The organism is Flintibacter hominis (assembly GCF_014287965.1).
Classification (GTDB): Bacteria; Bacillota; Clostridia; order Oscillospirales; family Oscillospiraceae; genus Lawsonibacter; species Lawsonibacter aceti.
The window spans coordinates 36,947-58,843 of record NZ_JACOPO010000007.1; the positions used below are offsets into that span (position 1 = coordinate 36,947).

At 56.3% G+C, this 21,897-nt stretch carries 18 protein-coding genes and 1 pseudogene; 8 read left to right on the forward strand and 11 right to left on the reverse strand.

Going from position 1 to position 21,897, the window contains the following annotated elements; translation table 11 throughout:
• Positions 1–61 precede the first annotated feature (61 nt).
• Entirely contained in the window at positions 62–2,488 is a 2,427-nt protein-coding gene (locus tag H8S11_RS10705; RefSeq protein WP_186853139.1) for an ATP-dependent Clp protease ATP-binding subunit, read from the reverse strand.
• 119 nt (positions 2,489–2,607) lie between these two features.
• Here H8S11_RS10705 and fdxA point away from each other — a divergent pair, with 119 nt between their 5' ends.
• Together fdxA and trhA are read left to right on the forward strand one after the other, a co-directional pair.
• Positions 2,608–2,778, forward strand: a complete 171-nt coding sequence (fdxA, locus tag H8S11_RS10710; protein ID WP_147573351.1) for a 4Fe-4S ferredoxin — start codon at positions 2,608–2,610, stop codon at positions 2,776–2,778.
• Between the two features lie 162 nt (positions 2,779–2,940).
• Positions 2,941–3,654: a PAQR family membrane homeostasis protein TrhA gene (gene trhA / locus H8S11_RS10715; protein WP_186853140.1), complete on the forward strand. Its 714-nt coding sequence runs from the start codon at positions 2,941–2,943 to the stop codon at positions 3,652–3,654.
• Between the two features lie 63 nt (positions 3,655–3,717).
• Here trhA and H8S11_RS10720 read toward each other — a convergent pair whose 3' ends face one another.
• Together H8S11_RS10720 and H8S11_RS10725 are read right to left on the reverse strand one after the other, a co-directional pair.
• A complete protein-coding gene (locus H8S11_RS10720) occupies positions 3,718–6,429 on the reverse strand; it encodes an S-layer homology domain-containing protein (RefSeq protein ID WP_186853141.1) in 2,712 nt (903 codons plus the stop codon).
• Between the two features lie 240 nt (positions 6,430–6,669).
• Positions 6,670–8,031 (reverse strand): MATE family efflux transporter, encoded by a 1,362-nt coding sequence (locus tag H8S11_RS10725; RefSeq protein WP_186853173.1) that lies wholly within the window; start codon positions 8,029–8,031, stop codon positions 6,670–6,672.
• A gap of 226 nt (positions 8,032–8,257) precedes the next feature.
• Between H8S11_RS10725 and H8S11_RS10730 the strand changes: the two genes are divergently transcribed.
• A complete protein-coding gene (locus H8S11_RS10730) occupies positions 8,258–9,865 on the forward strand; it encodes a peptide chain release factor 3 (RefSeq protein ID WP_186853142.1) in 1,608 nt (535 codons plus the stop codon).
• A 68-nt stretch (positions 9,866–9,933) separates the two neighbouring features.
• Entirely contained in the window at positions 9,934–10,341 is a 408-nt protein-coding gene (locus H8S11_RS10735; RefSeq protein WP_147573347.1) for a hypothetical protein, read from the forward strand.
• 39 nt (positions 10,342–10,380) lie between these two features.
• Here H8S11_RS10735 and H8S11_RS10740 read toward each other — a convergent pair whose 3' ends face one another.
• A complete protein-coding gene (locus H8S11_RS10740) occupies positions 10,381–11,691 on the reverse strand; it encodes an MATE family efflux transporter (protein ID WP_147573387.1) in 1,311 nt (436 codons plus the stop codon).
• A 334-nt stretch (positions 11,692–12,025) separates the two neighbouring features.
• On the opposite strand from H8S11_RS10740, the gene H8S11_RS10745 reads away from it, so the two are divergent.
• Positions 12,026–14,017 carry a fructose-1,6-bisphosphatase gene (locus H8S11_RS10745; protein WP_147573346.1) on the forward strand — a complete coding sequence of 664 codons (1,992 nt, stop codon included), beginning with the start codon at positions 12,026–12,028 and terminating at the stop codon, positions 14,015–14,017.
• 464 nt (positions 14,018–14,481) lie between these two features.
• Positions 14,482–15,288, forward strand: coding sequence for an HAD-IIB family hydrolase (locus H8S11_RS10750; RefSeq protein WP_186853143.1), 807 nt, complete (start codon positions 14,482–14,484; stop codon positions 15,286–15,288).
• A gap of 40 nt (positions 15,289–15,328) precedes the next feature.
• Here H8S11_RS10750 and H8S11_RS10755 read toward each other — a convergent pair whose 3' ends face one another.
• The gene (locus tag H8S11_RS10755; RefSeq protein WP_186853144.1) at positions 15,329–17,032 is read right to left on the reverse strand and encodes an S-layer homology domain-containing protein; all 1,704 of its coding nucleotides are present in this window, start codon (positions 17,030–17,032) and stop codon (positions 15,329–15,331) included.
• A gap of 188 nt (positions 17,033–17,220) precedes the next feature.
• Between H8S11_RS10755 and H8S11_RS10760 the strand changes: the two genes are divergently transcribed.
• A complete protein-coding gene (locus H8S11_RS10760; RefSeq protein ID WP_186853145.1) occupies positions 17,221–17,805 on the forward strand; it encodes a hydrolase in 585 nt (194 codons plus the stop codon).
• 161 nt (positions 17,806–17,966) lie between these two features.
• Here H8S11_RS10760 and tnpA read toward each other — a convergent pair.
• From tnpA to rplM, 3 genes and pseudogenes are all read right to left on the reverse strand, one after another.
• Positions 17,967–18,379, reverse strand: a pseudogene (gene tnpA / locus H8S11_RS10765) (IS200/IS605 family transposase).
• Between the two features lie 189 nt (positions 18,380–18,568).
• Positions 18,569–18,973, reverse strand: a complete 405-nt coding sequence (gene rpsI, locus H8S11_RS10770; RefSeq protein WP_147571081.1) for a 30S ribosomal protein S9 — start codon at positions 18,971–18,973, stop codon at positions 18,569–18,571.
• A 16-nt stretch (positions 18,974–18,989) separates the two neighbouring features.
• Positions 18,990–19,421 (reverse strand): 50S ribosomal protein L13, encoded by a 432-nt coding sequence (gene rplM, locus H8S11_RS10775; RefSeq protein ID WP_147571082.1) that lies wholly within the window; start codon positions 19,419–19,421, stop codon positions 18,990–18,992.
• Between the two features lie 275 nt (positions 19,422–19,696).
• Here rplM and H8S11_RS10780 point away from each other — a divergent pair, with 275 nt between their 5' ends.
• A complete protein-coding gene (locus H8S11_RS10780) occupies positions 19,697–20,461 on the forward strand; it encodes a tRNA 2-thiocytidine biosynthesis TtcA family protein (RefSeq protein ID WP_186853146.1) in 765 nt (254 codons plus the stop codon).
• 114 nt (positions 20,462–20,575) lie between these two features.
• On the opposite strand, the gene H8S11_RS14085 is transcribed toward H8S11_RS10780, so the two are convergent.
• Genes H8S11_RS14085 through H8S11_RS10790 form a run of 3 tightly spaced genes read right to left on the reverse strand, consistent with a single transcriptional unit; the run spans position 20,576 to position 21,859 of the window.
• Entirely contained in the window at positions 20,576–20,710 is a 135-nt protein-coding gene (locus tag H8S11_RS14085) for a hypothetical protein (RefSeq protein WP_263858369.1), read from the reverse strand.
• Positions 20,711–20,717: 7 nt separating this feature from the next.
• Positions 20,718–21,308, reverse strand: a complete 591-nt coding sequence (locus tag H8S11_RS10785; RefSeq protein ID WP_186853147.1) for a DNA-3-methyladenine glycosylase I — start codon at positions 21,306–21,308, stop codon at positions 20,718–20,720.
• 11 nt (positions 21,309–21,319) lie between these two features.
• The gene (locus H8S11_RS10790; protein WP_147571086.1) at positions 21,320–21,859 is read right to left on the reverse strand and encodes a methylated-DNA--[protein]-cysteine S-methyltransferase; all 540 of its coding nucleotides are present in this window, start codon (positions 21,857–21,859) and stop codon (positions 21,320–21,322) included.
• Positions 21,860–21,897: the final 38 nt, after the last annotated feature.

The following is a 21,897-nucleotide window of genomic DNA, read 5'->3' on the forward strand; positions in this document are numbered from 1 at the left end:
GAAACGCCCCCGGACCAGAAAGGACCAGGGGCCGTCTTTTTTCCATCTCCGCAGGCCAGTGCTATACCAGCTGTACCCGTACCTGCCCCTCCTGGGCCATGACCCTCAGGGTATCCCCCTGCTTCAATTTTCCTGCCAGGATCAAATCTGCCGCCGGGTCCTCCACCAGGGTAGAAACGGCCCTACGCAGGGGCCGGGCTCCATACTCCCTGTCGGCGCCCCGGTCCGCCAGCAGCGCAACCGCCTGGTCCTCTACCTCCATGGTCACTCCCAGCTTTGATAGGCGGGCCCCTGTCTCTAACAGGACTTGCCGGGCGATCTGCCCCAACGTATCCCGCTCCAGGGGATGGAACACCAAGGTGGCATCCAGCCGGTTGAGAAACTCCGGGGCAAAGGTGGACCGGGCGTCGGCCAGGACGGCCCGCTCCAGTTCCTCCCGCTCCGCCTGTCCTCCGGTGTGGAAGCCAAGACTCTGGCTTTTTCCGAAGCGGCGCGCCCCCAGGTTGGAGGTCATGACCAGCACTGTGTTTCGGAAGTCGGTTCGGCGGCCCTGGGCGTCAGTGAGCACCCCCTCCTCCATGACTTGAAGCAAAATGGACCACACGTCACGGTGTGCCTTCTCCAGCTCGTCCAGCAGTACCACAGACCATGGATTTTTCCGCACACGCTCGGTGAGCTGCCCCCCCTCCTCATGGCCCACGTAGCCGGGAGGCGAACCGATAAGGCGGGACACGCTGTGGGCCTCCATATACTCAGACATATCAAAGCGGAGCAGGGCCTCCTGGCTGCCGAAGAGGGCGGAAGCCAGGCTTCGGCATAGCTGGGTCTTGCCCACTCCACTGGGGCCCAGCAGCAGGAAACAGCCCACTGGCCGGCGGGGGTCCTTCAGCCCCAGGCGCCCCCGGCGGATAGCCTTTGTCACCGCCTCCACCGCCCGGTCCTGGCCCAGCAGAGTGCGGTTCAGCTCCTTCTCCAGCGTAGACAGAGCCTTCTTGTCCGCTTCGTCCGGATTGGTGACCGGAACGCCAGTCCACTGGGTCAGCACTGCCCGAATGTGGCTCTCCTCCACCTGACGGGGCTTCTGGGCTGCCTGCCACCGCTCCTTTCCCTCTCTCAGCTGCCGGCGGAAGTCCCCCTCCGCGTCTCGGAGGAGCGCCGCCCGCTCAAAGTCCTGGTCCTGGATGGCCCGGCCCATCTGCCGGCCCGCCTGGGCAGCTCTATCCTCCAGCTCTTTCAGCTCTGGGGGCAGGGCCTGACGGTCCAAGCGGGCTCTGGAGGCGGCCTCATCTACAAGGTCGATGGCCTTGTCGGGCAAAAACCGCTGGGGCAGATAGCGAATCGATAGGTCCACCGCCGCCGCCAGCGCCTCATCCGTGATCGTCAGGTGGTGGTGGCTCTCGTACCGGCCCCGGAGCCCTCTCAAAATGGCCAGAGCCTGGTCCCGGCTGGGTTCCCGCACTGTGACCGGCTGGAAGCGGCGCTCCAAGGCGGAGTCCTTTTCGATATGCCGACGATATTCGTCCAAAGTGGTGGCTCCGATGACTTGTATCTCCCCCCGCGCCAGGGCTGGCTTTAGAATATTGGCCGCGTCAATAGCACCTTCGGCAGAGCCCGCCCCCACGATGGTGTGGAGCTCATCAATGAACAGGATGATGTTGCCCGCCCGGCGGACCTCGTTCAGGACATGCTTCAGCTTCTCCTCAAATTCTCCCCGATATTTGGTGCCCGCTACCATGGAAGACAAGTCAAGGGCGCACACTCTCCTGCCCAGCAGGTGGGCAGGAGCGGTCCCGTCCGCAATGGCTAAGGCCAGCCCCTCGGCCACGGCAGTCTTGCCCACTCCCGGCTCCCCGATGAGGGCTGGGTTGTTTTTGGTCCGCCGGGACAGAATTTGAATCACTCGGGCCAGCTCCTCCTCCCGTCCGATAACCGGGTCCAGCCTTCCCTCGGCGGCCATTCGAGTCAGATCCCGGGCGCACTGGTCCAGTTGCCTGGTGTCGGAGGCAGTCCTCGCCTCCGGCTCCCGTGCTCTGGTTCTGGGTGGCAGCTCCTCTCCGCCTAGGGAGGCGGCCACTTGTCGGTACAGCTGGGCCGGTTCCACACCACAGTCGGTCAACAGACGGATGGCGCCATTTTGCCCGTCCCCCAGTAACCCCAGCAGCAGATGTTCTGAGTTCACCGCCCCATGACCCAGTCGGCGGCTCTCCCCCACCGCGCCCCGAATCGCCTGACAGCAGTTGGGCGTCAGTCCTTGATGGAGGGAGCGGGCGGGCACTCCGATCCCAACCCGCTGGCCGATCGCGCAGCGGAGGGTATGGCTGTCTGCCCCAGCCTTACGCAGAGCACAGGCAGCGGGGCTGTACTCCTGGCTGGCCAGCCCCAGCAGCAGATGTTCACAGCCCACATAGCTGTGTCCCAGGCGGGCGGCATTCTCTTGGGCCAGGCGGATGGCCCCTAGGGCGGTAGAAGTAAACTGGCTGTCTGCCATAGAAAGATCACCTCGGTCTAAAATCTTTATTAAGGTTTCCCTCTTTTCTAAAAATTAGCATTGCATTTTTCAAAAGTTGTGTTAAAATGTAGGTACAATTTGATGGAGGTGTACTTAACATGGCTTATGTGATCGGTGATGCTTGCATCAGCTGTGGTTCCTGCGCGGATGCCTGCCCCGTGGGCGCCATTTCTCAGGGCGATGACCACTATGTGATCGACGCTGGCGCCTGCCTGGACTGTGGTTCCTGTGCTGGCACCTGCCCCATGAATGCTATTACTGAGGGCTAATCACAAAAAATAACGTCGGAATACTCCGGCGTTATTTTTTATATCTTATAATCTAATTTTAAATATTATATTTAGTCATATTTCACATTGATATTTTGCTGTGAAACGGATATACTGGTATTAAGAAAACAGCCTTTCCTGACCTTGAAAGGAGCGATCTCTATGCGTCCTGATACCATAACCGTTCAGCCCCCTCTCTTTCCCTCCGTCCCCCGGCGGAGACGGGAAGTCCGGGATCCTTATGACGGCCTACGCCCCTGGTCAGCCATCACTCATGGAGCCGGCGCCGTATTGTCCCTGGCTGGAACGATATACCTTCTCCTCCGGACTGCCGCCGAGGGAAACGGGCTTCTCTTTGGACTAATGGCTGTCTACGGGTTGTCTATGGTCTGCCTCTACACAGCCAGCACTCTGTACCACTGCCTGCGGGTATCGGTACCCGGCCGCCTCGCTCTGCGGAAATATGACCACTGCTCCATCTACCTTCTTATCGCTGGCAGCTATACTCCTCTGTGCTTGACCGCCCTTCGGGACAGCGGTGGCCCTGTCCTGCTGGCTCTGGTGTGGAGTGTGGGGGTGGTGGGTATGATACTGACCATCGCCAAGCTCTCCATCCCCCGCTGGCTCACCAGCGCGATCTACCTGTTCATGGGCTGGCTGGCCATCTTCGCCATCGGCCCCATCCGCAGCGCCCTGTCCTCCGTTTGCTTCTTTTGGCTCATGATGGGGGCTGCCATGTACACAGTGGGCGGTGTACTCTACGCGGTCAAGTGGCCCGGCCGAAATAACCCCCGCTTTGGCTGTCATGAGATATTTCACGTCTTTATCCTGCTAGGTAGTATCTGCCACTTTGTGATGATGTATCAGTTGTTATAAATTTGAATACCAGACAGGAGAGCGGGACGCCCCCAAGGGGCGTCCCGCTCTCTGTATCGGCATTTACTTTGCGATATTCTCACAGAAGTTCATAAAAATCTGTGCCACCTCAGCACGGGTGGCCCCGGCGGTAGGCGCCAGGGTGTTGTTCCCCTTGCCGGACAGCAGACCGGCGTTCACCGCCCAGTCCATGGCCTTCACGGCATAGCTGGAGATGGAGGAGGCGTCCAGATAGCCCTCTGTCCCCTTGCCGCTCTGGCTGGTCTTGTACCCCTCGTTCTGGGCGTAGCGGTACAGGATGGCCGCCAGCTGCTCCCGTGTAATGGGATCGTTGGGGCCGAAGGTGTCGCCGTAGCCGGACACGATGCCCTCGCCGGCCGCCCAGGAAATGGCGTCGGCGTACCAGGCGTCCTCCGCCACGTCAGCGAAGTCAGCCCTGCCGGCCGCGGGCTTGCCCTCCAGGCTGTACAGCATCTGGGCCACCATGGCACGGGTCAGGGTGCTGCCGGGGGCGAACTCCCGATCGGACACACCGGACATCAGGCCGTTGTCCAGGGCGTAATCCACCGCCTCATGGTACCAGGCGTCCTCGTCCACATCCCGGAAGTCGGCGGCGGGGCAGGTATCCTGGTGGTCGGTCTCCACGAAGGAGGCCTCAATGGTTACCTTGGACCGGGGCATCTTGAAGGTATACCTGCCGTCGCCCTTGTCGGTCAGTTCGATCTCGTCCCCGTTCTTGTCAGTGACCGTCAGTTCGTCCAACTCATAGCCCTCGTCGGCCTTGACAGTGATGGTCACCGTCCGGCCGCTGGAGGCGCTCTTGGGGGACACGGTCACAGTGCCGTTTTCGATGTTCTTGTCCACGCTGATGGAGTAGCTGCTGGAACCGCCCCCGCCAGAGGATGGTGTTGAAACGCTGGTTTCGGTTGTCGCGGAAAGTCTTCCCGCATAGCCAGAGCCAGCAACGGGAGTTACCACTACACGAATATATTTACCTGCGTCCTCATCGGTCAACGTATAGGCAGCTTCCGTCGCGCCGCTGATATCAGAGAACGTTCCGTCCGCAGTATCGCCGGACTGCCATTGATAGGAAACAGATATGTTATCCGGGATTCCACTTGTTTCCGCAACAAGCGTTTGGCCAATCTCTGCCGTACCAGAGATAACCACATTTCCTGTCAAAGAGGGAAGGATCGTAACTGTTTTAGAGGGGACAGAATAAACGCTTCCATCCTCCGGATTGGTAAAATAATTACCAATTGTATTGATATATACATACATTCCCAAGTCGATGTAGTCCTCTAAGAATTCAGTCAGCGGCGCTCCGCCATCGTACTCGCCGTCTTTTAAGATTATGAGATCATCTGCTAACATGATTTCTTGAGGCTTTTCGTCATACTGTGGGTCGCCGCCGTAATAAATCTTTTGAAGCTGAATGGCCTGACAATACATATATGTGACTTCTTCTGGACTATCCACGTCCCCAGCGGCATGAGTTGAGATGGATAGAGAGGACCCTGGTTCTAAAACCAATTCAGTCCTGACGGGGACTGGATCAGTCTCAAAATTGTCCATATTGATTCCGATCCCCGTAGCACAGGCAGGACCGATTTGCTCTCCGTCAGATTGGCCATCAGTTGTGGCCTCGATTGTGATGCTTCCCGAATTCGTTAATGTAGCATTATCCGTCAGATTGCTTAAATAAATGCCCCATGTATAGGCATCATAGGCTCTGCAGTGGATAGTCCCCGTGTTATTTAAAACCGATGAGGAGCTGTCCAGTTCAAGGCCAATCGCATATTCCGCGGTTAGGTTGTTTCCAGCGTTTTTCGCAGTCAACTCCATGGTTCCAGCATTGGTCATCTCCATTTGATCGCTCACAACAGAAACCGCACAGACATGATTCGAGCCCTTATGCAGCTCCTCTAACACACCCTCGTAATTGCCACCGTAAGCCACTACATCCGACCTGATCAGACCATTGTTCTGCCATGGAACCGAGGTGCTGGTACCGCGCAGGCCATAGGCATCTCCATTTACTGTAGAAACAGTCAAGTCCAACTCTCCGCTGTTCTCCATCCCTCCGCTGTAGATCAGTATCCCATAAACGTCCGCACCACTCCAAGTGGTCAGGCTTTGATTCTGAATTTCAGCAGTGATTTTACCCGTATTTTTTAGAAACGCAGATTGCTCTTCATACTCGCCGCCTATAATACCGGCTATGGTATCACTATACCCGGCCTGGGATGGCACAGAGATTTCGATAAAAAGTGTGGCATTGTTGACCAGTCCTGCTCCGGTATAGATACCTGATATTTTTTTGGTACTGCCAGACTCCGCTGCCTGTGAAACGGAAATAGTCAGGGAAGAATCTTCTTCACTCTCAAGAAATTCGATCTCACCACTGTTTTGAATGGCAGAGAACTCAACATTCTCTTGGGTATTCTTTGCGGAAATACGATTTTCTCCAATCAGTGAAATGGTCAGCTTTTCTATGTCTGCCTGGATGGCAGAGATATCCTCTGCGCTAATCTCCGCACCATTCAGCGTCAATGTCGCAGAGGATGCCTCCCAGCGGATGTTATAGTCCTCTTGGGTAGCGCCCTCAGTTGTGACTGTCCCCATGTCCGTTTTAGCGTATTCTGTTTCTGGAGTCAGAGTCACATTTCCGACAGAAATACTCTCTCCATCTTCCTCTGTTGCCGACACCGTCATTGGCAGAAGACAGAGACAGAAGGACAAGACGGCTAGTAAACTTCTCTGCCATTTTTTCATGGGAATAGACCTCCTTTAAGTAACTATACTTTTATAATTTTTTAAGGAAGCCTAAATATCAAGAAATTTCTTGCTTATTTTGCATATTAATGATATATTTTTTATTGTAAAAAGTATGCTTTGTACAATTTGTAAAAGTATACCTTTCCAATATTCCTCCTTCTAGCCGGAGGGACCGATATCTTAAATTGAAAAGCAGCGGCTCCGCTTTTGCGGAGCCGCTGCTTTCATTAGGATACTTCAGAGTAGCTTTGGAGATTCCCTCATGGGGGCGATCTCCTTCCGGTAGACTCGGCGGAGGAACAACGCAGACATGGCCAAAGAGAACAGCTCCGCGATGGGGATGGACCACCATACCAGCGAAAGCTCCTCCGTCTGAGCCAGAAGGAATGCCATAGGGAGCAGGACCACCAGCTGCCGCACCACCGAAACGGCCAGAGAGAGCACACCGTGACCTAGAGCCTGGAATACGGAGGAGCAGACGATGGCGAAGCCGGCAAACAGGAAGCTGTAAGAGATGGTGCGCAAGGCAGGGACTCCGATGGTCAGCATATCTCCACCGCCCTCTCCTTCCGCCATGAACAACCCCAAAAACACATGGGGGATCATCTGAAACAGGAGCAGCCCCACCGCCATAATACCTACAGCATAGGTTATACTCAGCTTGATGGTCTTGATAATCCGGTCCGGCTTCCTGGCCCCGTAGTTGTAAGCCACGATCGGCACCATGCCGTTATTCAAGCCAAAGACAGGCATGAAGATAAAAGACTGGAGCTTGAAATAGACACCAAAGACCGCGGTGGCAGTAGCCGTGAAGGCGATCAGGATCTGGTTCATCCCAAACACCATTACCGAGCCGATGGACTGCATGGCAATCGAGGGGATACCCACGCTGTAGATCCCAGCCACGATGGCTTTGCGGGGCAAAAAATTCTTCCAGCTCAACTTGATGTCCGGGTTGCGCGTCAGGTTGAAGAACAGGGCCAGCAGGCCGCCGCAGATCTGTCCAACCACGGTGGCCACAGCAGCACCAGCTACCTCCATTCGGGGAAAGCCAAACAATCCAAAGATGAGAATGGGGTCCAGAATGATGTTGATAATCGCGCCGGTGGCCTGGGTAATCATGGTGTAGAAGGTACGGCCGGTAGCCTGGAGCAACCGCTCACAGGCGATGGACAAGAAGATTCCCACACTGACCCCGGACACGATGGTCAGATAGTCCGTGCCATACTCCACAATGCCGGGGATGTCAGTCTGTACGGTATAAAACAGCCGGGCGCAGGTCCAACCCAGTATGGTAAACACCAGACAACTGGCCGCGGCCAGGAACAGGCCGTTCATGGCCGTCTGGTTGGCCCGCTCAAAATCTTTCTGTCCCAGGCTGCGGGACAGAAGGGCATTGATACCTACTCCAGTACCCACGGCCACGGCGATCATCAGGTTTTGGACTGGAAAGGCCAGAGACACCGCATTCAAGGCGTCCTCGCTGAGCTGGGCCACAAATACGCTGTCCACCACATTATAAAACGCCTGGACCAGCATGGATATGATCATAGGCACCGCCATGTTCAGCAGCAGTTTATTTACCGGCATAACGCCCATCTTGTTCTCTGCGGGTCGCTCCACTTCCAGTTCCCCCTTTTTTCATATTTCGAGCAATACAGACAGTAATAGATTATAGTGGAAAGAAATTTTAATGTCAATGGCTTTCTTTCTGTGGTTTCCTTGGAGTAGAAATATCCTTCTACCCCTTGCGGGCCCGGCTCTCCTGTGGTAAAATAGTTTGCTAAATTATGAAATCACTATTTTTTAGAGGGAGTGGACTCCTTTGTCGAGATACGAATCTGAGATCAAACGCCGCCGCACCTTCGCCATCATCAGCCACCCGGACGCGGGCAAAACCACCTTGACGGAGAAATTCCTGCTCTACGGCGGGGCCATCGCCCAGGCCGGTCAGGTGAAGGGTAAGAAGAATACCCGGGCGGCCACCTCCGACTGGATGGAGATTGAGAAGCAGAGAGGAATCTCCGTCACCTCCTCGGTGATGCAGTTTCAGTACGAGGGCTACTGCATCAACATTCTGGACACCCCAGGCCACCAGGACTTCTCCGAGGACACCTACCGCACTCTCATGGCCGCCGATTCCGCCGTCATGGTCATCGACGGGGCCAAGGGCGTGGAAGCCCAGACCAGGAAGCTCTTCAAGGTGTGCGCCATGCGGGACATCCCCATTTTTACTTTTATCAACAAGATGGACCGAGAGGCACGGGACCCCTTTGAGCTGTGTGAGGAGCTGGAGCATGAGCTGGGATTGGACACCTATGCCATGAACTGGCCTATCGGCTGCGGCAAGGAGTTTAAGGGCGTTTACGACCGGAACAATGGCCGGGTGATCCATTTTACCTCTAATACCAACGCCCGGACGGCGACCGCCACAGAAATCGAGCTGGAGGATCCGGCCCTGGCCGACCTGATCGGTCAGGCCAAACGGGACCAACTGGTGGACGAGATCGAGCTGCTGGACGGGGCAAGCTGTGACTTTGATCTGGACCGGGTGCGCCACGGCAAGCTCTCCCCGGTGTTTTTCGGTTCCGCCCTGACCAACTTCGGTGTGGAACCCTTCCTGGAGGAGTTCCTCCGGTTGACCACCGCCCCCCTGCCCCGAAAGGCGGGAGATGAGGTGATCGACTCCTTCGACGAGGACTTCTCCGCCTTCGTCTTTAAGATCCAGGCCAATATGAATAAGGCTCACCGGGACCGGATCGCTTTTATGCGAATCGTGTCCGGTAAATTTGAGGCGGATAAGGAGGTCTACCACCTGCAGGGCGGAAAGAAGATCCGTCTGTCCCGGCCGCAGCAGCTGATGGCCGCCGAACGTGAGATCATCGAGGAGGCCTATGCCGGCGACATCATCGGTGTGTTCGATCCCGGTATCTTCTCCATTGGGGACACCCTGTGCGCCCCCGGCAAGAAATTCCGCTTTGATCCCATCCCCACCTTTGCCCCGGAGCACTTTCAGCGCATCCGCTCGGTGGATACCATGAAGCGAAAGCAGTTTCTCAAGGGTGTGGAGCAGATCGCCCAAGAGGGCGCCATCCAGATCTTCAAGACTCCCTACACCGGCATGGAAGAGGTGATTGTTGGCGTGGTGGGCACTCTGCAATTCGATGTGCTGGAGTACCGCCTGCGCAGCGAGTACAACGTGGAGCTATATAAGGAGAGCCTGCCCTTCGAATACCTGCGCTGGATTGTCAAGGAGGACGAGGAGGCCCCCGCTCTCAGAGAGGAGGACCTGCTGCTCCCCAATGACGCCAAGCTGGTGGAGGACTACAAGGGCAACCAGCTGCTGCTGTTCGCCTCCCAGTGGTCTATTCAATGGGTACAGGACCGGAACAAGGGACTGGTCCTGGCTGAGTTCGGCGGGGCAAAGTTTTAATGTCTCCCTCCCCCTGTTCTCACAATACAGTGCCCCCTCGGATACACTAGACCGAGGGGGTGCTTTCTATGGAATGGGAAGATGAGGACACGCTATGCCGCCAGCTGGCGGACGCAGATGCCTCACTGTATTTTTTAATCCTGTTGATCTTGTCCGTCTGCCTGTCCTGGGCCGCCACAGCCATCCAACGGCAGGGGCTGTACCGTGTCCTGAAAGGCGAGATCCAGAAGCTCCCTGATGTCTTTTCCCTCCGTCTGGCTGCCAACGCACTGGTGGTAGGGGCACTGACCTTCTTCTTTGGTCTTGCTCTAAAGGGCTGGGCGGAGGCAGACCGTTGTGATCCATCCGCTTGCCGGGCCGCCGAGACCGACCTGTGGGCCTCTCTCTTTGTTTTGGCCGCGGCCCTACTCCGGCTATCGGCCCTAGCGGACGGCCAAGGGCAAGCTCCCGCCCCAGATCAGGACCTGCCTGATTAAATTAAAAAACAGCGCCCCCTCCTGGGGGGCGCTGCTTTTTCAGTCTTTCGGGGTGGGCAGCAGCTTTTTTCGCCGGGTAAGGAAAATGGTCAGCGTGGTGGCAGAGGCCAGAATATCAGCCACCGGCTCGGCGATATAGACCCCCATTACGCTGTTGGTGATTCGGGGCAGAAGGATGGCAAGAGGCACCAAAAGGATCACCTTTCTCAACAGGGCAAGAAACAGGCTGGTCTTGGCCTGGCCCAGCGCCATGAAGGTAGTCTGACAGGCCATTTGGGCCCCAAAGGCCCAGATCCCGGCGAAGAAAACCGGCATGACCCTGTCCACCAGAGCGACCAGTTCCTGGTCGTCGTTGAAGATCTGGGCCAGTTGGCCGGGGAACAGGGATACGATTATAAATGCGGTGATGGTGACGGTCATCGTCACGGTCAGCAGCCGTTTGAACACCTGGCGGACCCGCTGGAAGTTTTTTGCCCCGAAGTTATAGCTCATGATGGGCTGGGTCCCCTGGGTGATTCCCTGGACGGGCATGACCACCATCTGCATCACGCTCTGCATAATCGTAAGCGTTCCCACATAAAGATCTCCGCCAAAGGTCTGAAGACTAGAATTGAGAACGACAGTGACCAGGCTTTCTGTGGACTGCATGATAAAGGGGGCCACGCCCAGCGCCGCAATCCTGGATACAATCTCCTTTTTCAAAGCCATATTGGCCAGCCGGATCCGAAGCCCGGACCGCTTAGTACACAAAAAGCCGACAACCCAGCAGGCACTGACAGCCTGGGAGAGAATTGTGGCCAAGGCCGCGCCGCGCACCCCCATTTGGAACCCAAAAATAAAAATCGGGTCCAGGACGATATTTAGCACAGCGCCGATCAGGACGGAGAGCATAGAGGTGAGGGCTTTCCCCTGGGCACTGATAAAGGTGTTCAGACCAAGGGCAAGCTGGACGAACACTGTGCCCAATAGATAGATGGATAAGTATTCCAGCGCGTAGCCCACTGTGTCCTCCGAGGCGCCAAAGGCCATCAGGAGAGGCCGCTTAAACAGGGAGAAAAATACCGTCAGCACCGCGGCGGTGCCCAGCAGAAGGGTGGTAGAATTTCCAAGGATCTGTTCAGCCCCCTTCCGGTCGCCGGCCCCCAGCCGAATGGAGGCCAGTGGGGCCCCGCCCATGCCGGAAAAGGCGGCGAAGGCGGACACCAGCATCAGAATGGGGAAAGAAACCCCAAGACCGGTCAAAGCGGTTTTGCCCACCACAGGGATATGGCCGATATAGATTCGGTCCACGATGTTATACAGCATATTGATGAGCTGGGCGGCGACTGCCGGGACTGCCAGCCGAAGCATCAATCCACCGATAGGGGCAGCGGCCAGAGCTTCCTCGCCCCTGTAATTGCTAGACACGGGGACACTTCCTTTCTTGTTTCAAAGCACACATGATAAAGTTAAGAAAGCCGTAATAATTAGTATATCATGCCAGCCAAAAAAAGAAAAGAAACTTTCTGTGAACTTCGGCTTGGGATACCATAGAAAATCAGATCGTCTCACTTAATTTGGATAATTTCCGCATACTATTTTGGTTTCTCTCTCTTTTTTTTCTGCCGCCTGGGGTGTAAAATGGGGGAGAATTTGAATATCCGGCTAATAAGTAGCCGGACGGGCAGAAAAAGGAGGCCGTTTTATGAAAACCAAAAAGACCTTCAAGCCAGATGAGCTGCGCTATCTTCGGCTCCTGGCCAGACAGTATCCCACGGTGCAGGCAGCCAGCACCGAAATCATCAATCTTCAGGCTATTTTGAACCTTCCCAAAGGGACAGAGCACTTTATTTCTGATATCCACGGGGAGTATGAGGCGTTCAACCATATTCTCAATTCCTGCTCCGGTGTGGTGAAGGAAAAGCTGGATGAGCTGTTTGGCACCAGCCTGCCCCGGTCTGAGCGGGATGAGCTGTCCACCTTGATCTACTACCCGGAGGAGAAGCTGGCCCTCATTGCCAAGCAGACCTCTGATCTGAATGAGTGGTACCGCATCACCCTACATCGTCTCATCGAGGTATGCCGCTGGGTATCCTCCAAATATACCCGGTCCAAGGTCCGGAAAGCTCTGCCCAAGGACTACGCCTATATCATCGATGAGCTGCTCCATACCCATTATGACGAGGCGGACAAACGGGACTACTATGAAAATATCATCAACACCATCATCGACATCGACCAGGCCCCCAGCTTTATTGAGGCCGTGTGCGAGGTCATTAAGCGGATGGCGGTGGATCATCTCCATATTGTGGGCGATATCTTCGACCGGGGGCCACGGGCAGACGTGGTAATGGACGCCCTGTTGAACTACCACAGCGTGGACATCCAGTGGGGCAACCATGATATCCTTTGGATGGGGGCCGCCTCTGGCTCCCGGACTCTGGTGGCTACCGTGTTGGCTAACTCCATCCACTATAATAACTTGGATGTCATCGAAACTGGGTACGGCATCTCCCTGCGCCCCCTGTCCATCTTCGCTAACGAGGTATACAAGGACTGCGACACCCACCGCTTCGCTGTCAAGCTTACCGGCCCAGACGCCGACCAGTACAGCGAGAAGGACAAGCTGCTGTCCGCCCGGATGCACAAGGCCATCACCATTATCCTCTTCAAGTTGGAGGGACAGAAACTGGTCCGCTGTCCGGAATTTAATATGTCCGACCGTTTGCTGCTGGACAAAATCGACTATGACACCAAGTCTATTACCATTTCTGGCGTGACCTATCCTTTAGAGGACTGTGACTTCCCTACTGTGGACCCAGCCGATCCCTATGCCCTGACACCAGAGGAGAGCCAGGTCATTGACCAGCTCACCGCCTCCTTCCAACGCAGCGAGAAGCTGCAGCAGCACATCCGCTTCCTCTACTCCAAGGGCGGGCTGTACAAGGTGTTCAATGGCAATCTCCTGTTTCACGGCTGCATCCCCATGGCCGAGGATGGCTCCTTCCTGAAATTCACCATCGGCGGAAAAGAGCGCTCTGGCAGGGAGTTTTTGGACTACGCCGAGAAGACCGCCCGCAAGGCTTATTATGACAAGCCCGGTTCCCCGGAGCGGCAGTTTGGCATGGACTTCCTGTGGTGGCTCTGGGCGGGCCGGAACAGTCCCATCTTCGGCCGGGACCGGATGACCACCTTTGAGCGGCGGCTCATCAAGGATGAGGGGGCCTGGACCGAGCCCAAAAACTGCTACTACACCCTTTATAACGACCCGGAGGTGTGCGAGCGCATCCTGAAGGAGTTTGGCCTGGAGGGTCCCCATTGCCATATCATCAACGGCCATATCCCCGTCAAGGCCAAGAAGGGCGAGAGCCCCATCAAGGGCGGCGGCAGGCTCATCGTCATCGACGGCGGGTTCTGCAAGGCCTATCAGCCCACCAGCGGCATCGCTGGCTATACGCTGATCTACAATTCCCGGAATATCCGCATCGTGTCCCACCAGCCCTTTGAGGGCCGGCTGGAGGCCATTCGCTATAATCACGATATTGCCAACAACTCCCTCATTTTTGAGAGGATGGACGCCCGGGTTAAAATTGCCGAAACGGACATCGGTAAAAAGCTCCAGGCCCAGGCCAATGACCTTCGGCGGCTGCTGGAGGCCTACCGTGCCGGTGCGGTCACCGAGGACCACAAGGATTGACCCCTCTGTTTGAACTGGGACTGTCACGCTGTGACAGCCCCAGTTTTCTATTTTTTCACAAAGATGTAATAATACCGCCCCGGTGCCCTGAACCACGGACATCTCCTCACACCCCTCCTGAACCGCCTGGGACACCATGGCCTGGCCCTGCTCCATCCCATCCTGGGACAGGACAGGCTTCCGCCCTGTTTCCTCCTCCCCCACTCCTTCCCTACCGGCGTCCAGCCTTGACAAGCGTGGCCCCATAGCATACAATATTTTCAGCCATGCACATCTAGGCGCAGACACGGCTGGATGTGCATTCCCCCAAAATAGAGGGGCGGCGGGTCCTCCTAATTGGGCCGCGCCGGTATAGGGCCTGAATGGTCTTTTCTCTGCTCTTGATCCCGCGCCTCTTTGGTTGTAGCGCGGTATTTTTATGGCGCTCCCATCAATGCCCCAATAGGGCGGAAAGGAAGTCCCCCATGGGAAAATTTGACGGTCTGCTGCTGGTCAGTGATTTCGACGATACGCTCTATGACTCCCACCACCGGGTGCCGGAACGGAACCTGAAGGCCCTGGACTACTTCCGCAGACAGGGTGGCCGCTTCACCGTGGCCACTGGAAGAGCCCACAGGACCTTCTCCCCCCACGTCCATCTGGTCCCGATCGACGTCCCCGTGGTGCTGTCCAACGGCTCCGCCCTGTACGACTTTCACCAGGGCCGGATGCTAGTCCAGACGCTCCTGTCCCCTACCGCCCCCCAGGATTTTGGGGCGCTGATGGATGCCTTTCCCTCCCTGGGCATCGAAACTTATCACGACGAGGATATCTTTGTCTACAACCCCAATCCCATCACAGACGCCCATATGAAAAAGGTAGGCACAGACTATGAGGTCAGACCCGTCAGCCAGATGCCCGTCCCCTGGACCAAGGCCATCCTCCAGCAGGATCACCCACTTCTTCTTGAGGTCCAACGGTGGCTGTTGGAGCGGTACGGCCACCTGTATGAGGCCATCTTCTCCAATCCCTACTACCTGGAGATCACCAAAAAGGGAAGCACCAAGGGTGGTATGGTGGACCATCTAGTGTCTCTGCTGGGCATCGACCCCGGAAAGGTGTATTGTGTGGGGGACAACCAGAACGACATTCCTATGCTGGCCCGGTCGGCCATCCCCTTCGCCCCCGCCAACTGTGCCCAAGAGGTCCGGGACTGGGGTGCGCGGGTCCTGTGCCACTGTGATGACGGGGTCATCGGCGATATCGTGGAAATACTGGACAAGCTCTATTAAAGATAAAAAGCGCGCGGAGCTAGGCTCCGCGCGCTTTTTCCTAATGTTCCTTCTGTAACAATAAGCCGGCCAGTTTCTCCCCTTCCGTCCGTGTCATGGGGTCCAGCGGGCGGAACGCTCCGCCCCGAAGCTCCATCAGATCAAGGGAAAGGGCCTGCATAACTCCTTCCTGGGCCCACAGGGCAATCTGATCTCCATCCGCAGGCTCAGTAAACTCCCCCTGTCCGGCCCGGCCGGACAGCTGGGCAGCCTTGACCGCCATCACAGCCGCCTCCTGACGGGTGATGGGTCGGGCGGCCTGGAATCCGCCCTCCCCAGTGCCAGCGGCCACACCGCTCTCAACGGCCCAGTAAATCGCTGGGAGATACCACTCGATGCCGAGAACATCCGCAATCTCCACGCTCTGTGCGTCCGGACTTCCAGCTGCCTGCCACAGCAGAGCCACGAACCGTCCGCGAGTCAGTGGAGCGCCAGGGTATTCCTTTTGCTCCAGCCGCTGGGGATTGGCCAGCAGCCACTCCACCGCGGTGTCGCGGCCCTCCAGCGTGTCCTCCATGGTCTGGGGTACCAGTACATCGGGTTCCAGCGGCTCCACGCCCCGCCCGGCGTCAGCGTCTAGCAGTGTCCCCAGATCAATATACTTCCGGGAGCAGCCCACCTGTAGCCCGGAGTTGGGCAGGCGGAAGGAGCCCACTGACCCAAAGTGGTCCACGCTGCCGCTGGTCAGGTCGCCCACCAGCGCCGCTCCCATCTCCTGAAGCTCTACGGCATTGATGATAGCGGACGAAAAAGTGGTCTCCCCGATCAGACCTACCACCTCGGTTCCCCTGTCCATCTCCTGGCGGAGCACCTCCAGGAGAGGCCAGATGACCCCGTCGGAGCCGCCTCCATTATTGCGTAAATCGAGGAGGATGCGGCGATAATCCCCAGCCTCCAGTTCGGCCTGCACCTGACCGGAAAATCGCTCCATAGATAGGTCCGGGTCCTCCATGCAGCTGTTATATTGGATATAATAGGCGCTGTCATTCAGTGGAAAGGCCAGATAATTCTGGTCCCGGCCAGCCGTCGCGGGCTGGGACAAAGAAGCGCCCATCTGGACAAGATCTGTCCGGCCCAGCTCCTCCGCGGCCACAGGAGCGATCTCCAGGCTCTCCCCGCCGGTGAGCGTCAAGATCAAAGGCTTCCCCTTCTCCACCAGGCCCAAATATTCGTAGAAGTCCGCCACATTACAGGTCTGCCGGTACTGCCGCCGCAGTTTTACCTGGTTGTCCGCGCTGAGGACCACCCCAAAGGCCTCCACGACCCGCTCCATAGTCCTGCCGTTAACCGCGGTGACCTGCCGCCCCAGCATATCCTTCCCTGCAGCGGGGGCTGTAGTCAGATACCACTTCCCATCCCTCCAAGTGAGGGCTATGGGATAATAGCGCATGGTCTGGGCCAGGCTGCCCAGAGCTATCGTAGTGTGGGAATCTCCCACCATAGCAACCAGGCTTTGCAGATCCAGCGCAAAGGTCTGGTCGCTGGCCGAAGCCAGCGACTTCTCTATCTCCCCCCTCCGAGCCAGGAACTCCTCTTCCGGCGTGTTGGCAAACAGGTCCGGATGGCCCCGTTTCAGTGTGTCATACAGGAAATCCAGGTCCTCCTGTCGCTGCTGGGCCACAGTGTCCTCCACCGGAGCGGCACAGACTGGGACTGTCAGGCACAAGGCCAGTGTCCCAGCTAAAATTCCTCTCCACAGGCGCATCACATCTCCTCCTAATCTCAATCAAGTTTTATGGTAGGTCTATCATAGCAGAACCGCTCCGCCTGTTCCATTGAAATAAAATTAAATTTAGGGGCGCCGCCCATTCTGGCATTTCAAGCCCCTGTATGATATAATAGAATAAATGCCAGCTCCGCCTTCCAGCGTGGCTGAGATCAGGGAGGAACACCATGTCCTGCAAAGAGGAATTTATCGACATTTTCAAGTCCACCATCACCCGGGAGGGGGCCGACAAGCTGCTGGATTTTCTGGAAAATAAAAGCGACTTCTTCACGGCGCCCGCCTCCGCCCGGTATCACGGGGCCTATGAAGGCGGTCTGTGTGAGCACAGCCTGAACGTATATCACTGTCTGGCGGACTATCTCCAGCGTGAGCGGGTCCAGGAGCTCTATGGCCTGGAGTACGGCGAGGAGTCGGTGGCTATTGTGGCCCTGCTCCACGACCTGTGCAAAGTGGGGTGCTATAAAAAGGGGTTCCGCAACGTGAAGAACGACGCCACCGGTCAATGGGAGAAAGTGCCCTCTTACACCTTTGACGACCCCCTGCCCTATGGTCACGGGGAGAAGAGCGTATACATCGCCAACGGCTACATCCGTCTGACCAGGGAGGAGGCTATGGCCATCCGCTGGCACATGGGCTTTTCCGGGCCCGAGGATAACCGCACCGTGGGCCAGGCCTTGCAGAAGTATCCCCTGGCGTTTGCCTTGGCTGTGGCCGACATGGAGGCCTCCTACTTTCTGGAGGGGGAGGACTGACACAAATAGGAACCCCCCCCCGGCATAGCCGGGGGTTCTTCATATGCGGGCAAAGCCCTATGTTACTAGCAGCGCCTGCTGGCGCTTTGTACGGTCTGTCAGCTGCGAGGGGCTTGTTACTTGCTACCCTTAAAAGGGTCTACAAATTCTTTCATTGTAATTTAATCCTGTATTTTATCTTCGTCCAGCTGGTGTTTGATATACTTTGCTATCGCTTTTGCGTTTTTTCCGGCCGTGTCCACATAATATCCTCTGCACTAGAATTGTCGATTCCCATATTTGTACTTCAGATTTGCATGCCTTTCATAAATTATCAGAGTACTTTTTCCCTTAGGAATCCCACAAATCCAGACACACTAATTTTTGGCGGTATGCTTACCAACATATGGATGTAATCTGGGCATACTTCCGCTTCTATAATCTCAACTTGTTTCCACTCGCATAACCTTCTCAATATTTCCCCGATTTCTTGCTTCTTTTCCTGATAAAATAGCTTCCTACGATACTTGGGGGCAAACGCTATGTGATATTTACAGTTCCATCTTGTAGGTGATAAACTACTGCTGTCATTCATTTTGGATGACCTCCCTTTGCTTCTTTGGCGCAGTTGCCAGACCGCACTTCAAATATAGCAAAGGGAGTTTTTATTGCATGCTCTCCGCTAAAGCTTTTACGGAACTCCCCGGCATAGCCGGGGGTTTTCGGAATACAAAAAGGTCCGGAAATTTTGAATTTCCGAACCTTCGATATATTTTTCTTTGCTTTAACGTTTGCTGAACTGAGGCGCGCGACGGGCGGCTTTGAGGCCGTACTTCTTGCGCTCCTTCATTCTGGGGTCGCGGGTCAGGAACCCGGCGGCCTTCAGAGCAGGGCGGTACTCCTCGTTGACCAGCAGCAGAGCGCGGGCAATACCGTGACGGATAGCGCCGGCCTGGCCGGTGACGCCGCCGCCGGTAACGGTGGCCACGATGTCCACCTTACCCACAGTCTCCGTGGTGACCAGGGGCTGACGGACAATGAGCTTCAGGGTCTCCAGACCAAAGTAGTCGTCGATGTCACGGCCATTGATGGTGATGGCTCCGGTGCCGTTCTCGAACAGGTGCACGCGGGCCACGGAGGACTTCCGGCGGCCGGTGCCGTAGAAATAAGGCTTCTTGCTCTTATACATGATCTAAATCCTCCTCTTACTCAGCATCCCAGACCTGGGGCTTCTGGGCAGCGTGCTCATGCTCGCCGCCGCGGTAAATGTGCAGGCGAGTCAGGGAGTCCTTGGCGATGATGTTCTTGGGCAGCATCCCGCGGATGGCCAGCTTCATGGCCAGCTCGGGCTTAGTCTGCATCAGGGTGCGGTACTTGACTTCCTTCAGGCCGCCCACCCAGCCGGAGTGGGAGCGGTAATACTTCTGGTCCAGCTTCTTGCCGGTCAGAACAGCCTTCTCAGCATTGATGACAATAACGAAATCGCCGCAGTCGGCGTTGGGGGTAAACTCGGGCTTGCGCTTACCGCGCAGCAGATCAGCGGCCAGAGCGGCTGTCTTGCCCAGAGGCTTGCCAGCAGCGTCCAGGACGTACCAGCTACGCACGATGTTCCCCTTGTTTGCCATAAAAGTGGACATAGGTGAAACCTCCATTTTCCTCTACTTATCTCAACCATTTGGTCAATGATAAAAACATTTTGCCCAACTCTGTACAAGCGGAGCGTTTTGTATTATAGTACGGGAGTAAGCGGGTGTCAACTGATATTTCATGTTTTTTTAGCAAAAGATTAGATATCTTTTATTTTCTCTTATATTCTTCCGATATCTCTTGATATCTCATTTTTAATTTTTGTTTTTATTCAGTCAAAACTTCAGTTTTTGTAACAGTTTTACTCAAATGGAGGAGATCCCCCATGAACAAGATTCTATCCCTGACTCGCCGGTGTGTAGAGGACTATCATATGATACAGCCCGGCGACCGGGTAGCCGTCGGTGTATCCGGCGGAAAGGACTCCTTGATCCTGTTGATGGCGCTGGCCAAGCTGCGTGAGTTTTACCCTATCCCCTTCACGGTAGAGGCTTTTACCCTGGATATGGGTCATTCCGATGGGAGGGACGGGATGGACTTCTCCCCCATCACCCGTCTGTGCGGGGAACTAGGTGTTCCCTACACCATACTGAGCAGTGAGATCCAGCACATCATTTTCGATATCCGCCGGGAGAAGAACCCTTGCTCCATGTGCGCGAAAATGCGCCGTGGGGCTCTTCACCAGGCCATTCTGGACCGGGGCATCACCAAAATAGCCCTGGGCCACCACTATGATGACGCCATTGAGACCTTTTTCATGTCTTTGATCTTTGAGGGGCGACTGTCATGTTTTCAGCCTGTCACCTTCTTAGATCGGACTGGCATCACCCAGATTCGCCCTCTCCTCTATTGTGGCGAAAATCTGATTCAGCACACGGCTCAGAGGCTGGGATTGCCCGTAGTCAAAAATCCCTGTCCAGCCAATGGGAACACCAAACGGCAGGAGATCAAGGAGCTCATCTACGAACTTCAGGGACGCTACCCTGGGCTGAAAGCCCGCGCCTTCGGCGCCATGCAGCGCCTTCCCTTGCCGGAGTGGGGTCCAGTGGAGCACCGGAGGCGGCCCTTGCCGGAGGAGCTTGGCGAATAACAGGACGGTGTGCTCCTACTAGATCCAATATACTCAGTTATACCAGAGGTACCGTCGGGAGACATAAAAACGGCCGCCTGTGCAGAAATGCGCAGGCGGCTTTCTGATTTCTCTCTATTCTTTCGCCAGCAAGTGTTCCAAGCTCTGGCGCACCTTTTCTAGGTCCGGGTCGCAGAGCAGCGGCAAGACAGATACCAGCGCCTCTCCCTCCAGTTCCCACCACCGGAACCGGAGGAGTAATTCAGTCAAACTCTCGTCAAAGCGCCGCTTCAGAAAGCGGGCCGGGTCCGGGACGGTGCTCCAGAAAGCAGCCCTCCTCATGGGACCAAATGACCCCTACGGCCTGGAGGTAGGCGTAGATGATGACTGTCCCCACAAAAGTCATTCCCCGTTTTTTCAGATCCTTGGATACCCGGTCGGACAGCGGGGAGCTGGCCTTCCCCTGCTCACAGACCACCTGGCCCTCCGTCCAGTGCCACAGATAGCGGTCGAAGCTGCCCCATTCCCTCTGAATCTCTCGGAACACCCGGGCGTTCTGGACGGCGGCAGCGATCTTCCTCCCGTTGCGGATGATGCCTGGGTCACTTTTCAAGCGGGCCTGCTCCTCCGGTCCATAGGAGCACACTTTCTCCAGGTTGAAGCCGTCAAAGGCCCTGGAAAAAGCCTCCCACTTATTGAGGACACACTCCCAGGACAGTCCAGCCTGAAAATTCTCCAGGATCAGCATTTCAAAGAGCTTTTGGTCGTCGTGGACGGGGACCCCCCACTCCTTATCGTGGTATTGGAGGTACCGGGGGTTGTTGGGGTTAGCCCACGGGCACCTTGTCTTTCTATCTGGCCAGTCCATGCTCCCCCTCCTCACAGCGCCGTTCCCCGTGTAGGGGTGCTGAGTGTTGTCACATCAATCCCCTCCAAAGAGAGGAGATACCTTTTCTTTTCCAATCCTCCGGCATAGCCGGTCAAGCTGCTGTCGCTCCCTACCACCCGGTGGCAGGGAATGATGATGGAGATGGGATTATGCCCCACCGCGCCGCCCACTGCCTGGGCCGACATGGAGGCTCTGCCCAGTCGAGCCGCCATCTCTTTCGCCAGGTGACCATAGGTCGTCAGCTCTCCATATGGAATCTGGCACAGCAGCTCCCACACCGCCTGGCGGAACTCTCCGCCCCGCGGCGCCAAGGGGAGCTCCGACGGGTCAGGCCTCTCCCTGGCAAAGTACCGCTCCAGCCATGTTCGGGTCATAGCAAAGACGGGCAGGTCATCCCTTTGGACCAGTTCCTCCCGGATGGCGCCGCCAAAATATTTCTGGCCCTCCATCCACAGGCCTGTCAGACTGGTCCCGTCGCTGGCCAGCATAAGAGGGCCGACGGGTGAATCATAGCTGGTCCGGTAGTACATCGTTTTTCCTCCTCTACTCTATGTTTCAAACCGCCCAG